We start from the raw sequence: 3902 nt of genomic DNA, 5'->3' as shown, positions 1-3902 counted from the left end.
CCAGTACTCGACGTCGAACGTCGGCGTCTCCCGTGGGTCGTCGAGAACGCTGCTGTAGCACGGAATTCCGGCCTCACCCGGAGTCAGCCCGGCCAGGTCGTCGCGGAGCCGCCCGAGCACGGCGTCGACGGCGGCGGAGTGCCCAGCGCCGCCGACGGGCAGCCGCCGCGCCAGCCGCCCGAGGCGTTCGGCGTGCTCCACGAGCGCTTCGACCTGGTCGGCCGGCCCGCTGACGGTGCACTGGGTGGCCGACGCGTACACCGCGATCGCGACCTCCGGGAACTCCGCGAGTTCGGCGGGCGACAGCTCGACGACGGCCATCGCCCCCGCCCCCGACTCGTCGAGTTCGGTGAGCAGCCGCGCCCGGGTGGCCATGACGCGCAGGCCGTCGGCCACGTCCAGCGCCCCGGCGACGACGGCCGCGGCGACCTCGCCCATCGAGTGCCCGAGGACGGCCGCGGGGGTCACGCCGTGCGCCCGCCACAGCGCGGCGAGGGCGAGCTGCACGCCGAACAACGTCAGCTGGGTCGCGGCGAGGTCCGGCAGATCCCGGTCGAGCGCTTCGGACAGGGAAAACCCGGCTCCCTCGACGAAAACGGGATCAAGGGTCTCGATCTCGGCACGGAAAGCGGGTTCGGACTCGCGCAGAAGCCGCCCCATGCCCGCCCACTGCGACCCGTAGCCCGAGAAGACGAAGACCACGCTGGGCTCGGGATCGGCTTGACCCGCGACACCCCGCCCGGCCGCCAGCTCGCGCAGCGCCTCGACGACTTCCTCCCGGCTCTCGCCCACCGCCGCGCCCCGCACCGGCAGGTGCTCGCGCCCGTGCGCCAACGTGGCCGCGACCGCGCCGAGCGGCACGTCATCCTGGGCGAGCCAGTTCGCCAGCTCCCCGGCCCGCGCCCGCAGCACCGCGTCCGACCGCCCCGAGAGCGCGAACACCTGCGGCCCCGACGACTCGGCCCGGACCGGGTACGTCGCGGCGGGCCACTCTTCGAGGACGACGTGGGCGTTGGTCCCCCCGAACCCGAACGCCGACACGCCCGCCCGCGCCGTCCCGGGGTACCGCGGCCACGGGGTCCCCTCCGTGACCACCTGCAACCCGGCGAAGTCGATGTACGGGTTCGGCGCACGGAAGTGCAGGCTCGCCGGCAGCCGCCGGTGCGTCATCGCCAGCACCACCTTGAGCAGCCCGGCGATCCCGGCTGCCCCTTCGAGGTGCCCGAGGTTGCTCTTCACCGAGCCGAGTAGCAACGGCCGGTCCGCGTCGCGCCCGAGCACCGCCGAAAGCGCCCCGGCCTCGAGCGGATCCCCCAGCGGCGTACCGGTTCCGTGCGCTTCGACGTAGTCCACAGTGGAGGGATCGATCCCGGCGTAGGCGTCCCGCAGCAGCGCGGCCTGCGCCTCCGGGTTCGGTGCCGTGAGGCCGTTGGAGCGTCCGTCGGAATTCACCGCGCTGCCCCGGATCAGCGCCAGCACCCGGTCACCGTCCCGCCGCGCGGCGCGCAGCGGCTTCAGCACGACCACGCCGCACCCCTCGCCGCGCACGATGCCGTCCGCGGCGGCGTCGAACGGCTTGCAGCGGCCGTCGGTGGCGAGCACCCCGGCCCGGTGGAACCCGGCCGTGATCCCCGGCGACAGCAGTACGTTCACCCCCGCGGCGAGCGCGAGGTCGCTCTCGCCGCGGCGCAGACTCTGCACCGCCTGGTGCACCGCGACCAGCGACGACGAACACGCGGTGTCCAGCGTCAGGCTCGGCCCGCGCAGGTCGAGCAGGTAGGACAGCCGGTTTGCCGCGATGCTGGCCGCCGCCCCGGTGCCCGACCAGACGTCGACGCCCGCGACGTCGGTCATCGTCAGCGAGCCGTACTCGGTGGCCGACAGCCCGACGAACACGCCGGTCCGGCTGCCGCGCAGGCGGTGCGGCGGGATCCCGGCGTGCTCCAGCGCCGCCCACGCGACTTCGAGGAGGATCCGCTGCTGCGGGTCCATCGCCTCGGCCTCGCGCGGCGTGATGCCGAAGAACGCCGCGTCGAAACCGGCGACGTCGTCGAGGAACCCGCCCCGCGCCGGCAGTCCGGCGAGGTCTCCGGCGGGCGCGAACGTCTCCCAGCGGCCCGCCGGGACGTCGCCGATCGCGTCGCCGCCGGCGTCGAGGAACCGCCAGAACGCCTCCGGTGTCTCGATCCCGCCCGGCAGGCGGCAGCCGAGGCCGACGATCGCGATCGGCTCCCCCGCTTCCCGCGACGGCTCCGCGACCGGCGTCGATTCCACTGTGGACAAGTGCGCGGCGAGCGCGGCGATCGTCGGGTACTGCCACACGAGCGTCGGCGCCAGCGGGCGGCCGACGAACCGGCCCAGGTCGGCGGCGAGCGCCGTCGCGTCCCGTGAGGACAGTCCCAGCTCCTGGAGCGGACGGTCGGCGTCGACGTCGCCGAGCCGTTCCCGCAGCCAGGCACGGATCCCGGCCGCGTTCACGCGAGCCGCCGCTCGGCCAGCGAACCGTCCGCATAGGACGCCCGGCAGCGCGCCCGGCTGATCTTCCCGCTCGAGGTCCGCGGCACCTCGCCGGGTGCCAGGAAGACGACGTCGTGCAGGCGCAGCCCGTGCCCGGCCGACACCGCGGCCCGCAGGTCCGCGACCGCGCCGCCGACCTCGGCTTCGAAGTCCTTCGCGCGTTCCAGCACGACCACCGCCGCCTCCCCGTCGGGCACCTCGATCGCGAACGCCGCCGCCGAGTGGGGCCGCACGGCCGGGTGCGCCTCCACGGTCTGCTCGATGTCCTGCGGGTAGTGGTTGCGGCCGTCGACGACGACCAGGTCCTTGAGCCGGCCGGTGACGAACAGCTCGCCGTCGAAGAGCACGCCGAGGTCGCCGGTCGCCAGCCAGCCTTCGCCGGTCTCCGGGTCGAGCGGCGGCAGGCCGAAGACCGCCGCCGACGCGTCGGGCCGTCCCCAGTAGCCGCGGCCGACGTTCGGGCCGCTGACCCGGATCTCGCCGACCTCCCCCGGCTCGACGGCGTTCCCGGTCACCGGGTCGGCGATCCGCACCCGCTGGCCTGCCGGGCGGCCGCACGAGACGAGCGTGGTGCCGGCCGCGGCCGGAACGGCGAACCCGGCGGCGAGGCGGTCCCGGTCGAACGTGACCTGCCGGGCCTGGGTCCCGCTGTCGGTCACGGAAACGAGCACGGTGGCCTCCGCCAGGCCGTAGGACGACCGGTGCGCCTCGGGCCGCAGCCCGCACCCGCCGAAGGCGTCCTGGAACTTCGCGATCGTGGTGGGGAGCACCGGTTCGCTGCCGTTGATCAGCGACACGACCCGGCTCAGCTCCAGGAAGTCCTTCTCGGACTCGGTCACGCGGGAGGCGCTGTAGGCGTACGCGAAGTTGGGGGCCGCGCTGATCGCACCCGGGCTCGCCGAAAGCGCTTGCAGCCACCGCGCGGGCCGTTCGAGGAACGCCAGCGGGTCCATCAGCACCGACGCCATCCCCCCGACCATCGGCGCCCCGATGCCCAGGATCAGGCCCATGTCGTGGAACAGCGGCAGCCAGCTGACCGTCGACGTCGTCCGGCTCTCGACGCCGTAGGCCGCGCAGGCCTGACGGGCGTTGGCGAGCACGTTGCGGTGGGTCAGCACGACACCGGCGGGCGAGCGCGTCGAGCCCGACGTGTACTGCAGGTAGGCGACGGCGTCCGGATCGGGCCGGGGCCACTCGCGCGGCTCGGCCTCCGGGACCGCGTCCACGGCGACGACCTCCGGCCCGGCGGTGAACTCCCGCACCGCGTCGAAGTCCGCCGCGGTCGTCAGCACGACCCGCGGGGTGCAGTCGGCGAGCGCGCCGGCGAGACGGCCTTCGTGACCGGGCAGGCCGGGGGCGAACAGCGGCACGGCGACCAGCCCGGC

The 3902-nt window shown here is 74.9% G+C and carries 2 protein-coding genes; both read right to left on the bottom strand.

From position 1 onward, the window contains the following. Window positions 1-2478, bottom strand: a 2478-nt coding sequence (locus G3I65_RS56310; protein ID WP_160704846.1) for a type I polyketide synthase, incomplete at its 3' end; no start/stop codon positions are given. Further along, window positions 2475-3902: fatty acyl-AMP ligase (locus G3I65_RS56305; protein WP_160704844.1), on the bottom strand; the 1428-nt coding region annotated here is incomplete at its 5' end. The genes G3I65_RS56310 and G3I65_RS56305, both read right to left, overlap by 4 nt.

This window comes from Amycolatopsis sp. SID8362, assembly GCF_010550475.1.
GTDB lineage: Bacteria > Actinomycetota > Actinomycetes > Mycobacteriales > Pseudonocardiaceae > Amycolatopsis > Amycolatopsis eburnea.
This window is presented reverse-complemented; position numbering and strand designations above follow the sequence as displayed.